The organism is Streptomyces sp. NPDC029152, from assembly GCF_055564355.1.
In genome coordinates this window covers 1-1,393 of the sequence record NZ_JBVHWR010000067.1, presented here as the reverse complement: position 1 = coordinate 1,393, position 1,393 = coordinate 1, and the positions used below count along the sequence as shown (strand labels likewise).

Here is a 1,393-nt window from a genome sequence, read left to right as displayed (position 1 = left end):
GGGGGGTGCCTCTATGTCCTTCGTCAAGCGGTTCGGGGGTTCCTTGGTTCGTAGAAGGTTCCGTCGCGGAGCATGGCGAACAGGACGCTGATGCGGTGGCGGGCGAGGCGGAGGAGGGCCTGGGTGTGGGTTTTGCCGCGGGCTCGGCAGCGGTCGTAGTAGCTGCGGGAGGCGGGGTCGTGGAGGGCTGCGAACGCGGACAGGAACATCGCCCGTTTCAGTTGCCGGTTTCCGCCTCTGGGGGCGTGTTCGCCGTGGATCGAGGTGCCGGACTGCTTCGTGGCCGGGGCCAGACCGGCGTAGGAGGCCAGGTGGGCGGCGCTCGGGAAGGAGTTGCCGTCGCCGACGGTGGTCAGGAGGACTGCGGCGGTCCTGACTCCGATGCCGGGCATCGAGGTCAGGACCTGGGAAAGAGGGTGGGCCTCCAGCAGTGCCTCGATCCGGGTCTCCAGGGCCCGGCGTTGTTCGTGGACGGCGGCCAGCGACTTCGCCAGTGAGGGGACGATGACGTCGAGGGTGCCGGTGCCGGGGACGGTGACGGTCTGCTCGTCGAGCGCGGTGAAGATGTCGTCGATGAGCCGTTCGGCCATGCGCGGTGCCCTCGGGCGGATGATCTCGACCAGCCTGCGGCGGCCTGCCTTCCGCAGGGCCTGCGGGGAGCCGTAGCGCTCGAGGAGCCAGGTGACGGCCTGGTGGTCCAGGCGTGGGCCGAGGACGCGTTCCAGGCTGGGGTGGAACTGGGTGAGCAGGCCGCGGATGCGGTTGGAGGTGCGGTTGGCCTCGCCGGCGAGGTCCTGGTCGAAGCCGACGAGCATGGTCAGCTCGGCGGTGACCTCGTCGGCGAGGTCGAGGGTGCGCAGGGTGTGGGGCATGGTGCGGGCGGCGTCCGCGATGACCGCGGCGTCCTTCGCGTCGGTCTTGGCCTCGCCCGGGTAGAGGTCGGCGATCCGCCGCATCGCGAGTCCGGGCAGGTAGGCGACCTGGCAGCCGGCGTCCCGGGCGACGGTCAGCGGGAGGGCGCCGATGGAGGCGGGCTGGTCCACGATCACCAGGACGGTGCCGAACTTGGCCGTGAGCTTGTCGAAGACGGCCCGCAGCTTCGGTTCACTGTTCGGCAGAGCCTTGTCGAAGACGGTCTTCCCGGCCGGGGTCAGGCCGTGTCCGTGATGTGTCTGCTTGCCGACGTCCAGGCCCAGGAAGACGCCCACCCCGTCGATGTCGACCATCGTGCCCCCACCTGTGTCGATGCGTGCCGGCCTCGGCGGTCGGGGGCCGTTCGCGCGCATCCACGTTATGCAGACCTGCCGCCCGCGAGTGGCCGGGCGTTGCGCCCGGCCGGGCGGTGGTCGGACCTCTGATCAGCGTCTGTGACGGCACCCCTCGGACCCGGTGA

1 protein-coding gene is annotated in these 1,393 nt (G+C 70.6%); it reads right to left on the bottom strand.

The window, feature by feature from the left end:
• Positions 1 to 23: 23 nt before the first annotated feature.
• Positions 24 to 1,226 (bottom strand): IS110 family RNA-guided transposase, encoded by a 1,203-nt coding sequence (locus ACZ4V6_RS36545; RefSeq protein WP_467835589.1) that lies wholly within the window; start codon positions 1,224 to 1,226, stop codon positions 24 to 26.
• Positions 1,227 to 1,393: the final 167 nt, after the last annotated feature.

Coding starts and splice junctions, on each gene's coding strand:
- ACZ4V6_RS36545 (WP_467835589.1), bottom strand. CDS start 1,226: ATGGTCGACATCGACGGGGTGGGCGTCTTCCTGGGCCTGGACGTCGGC.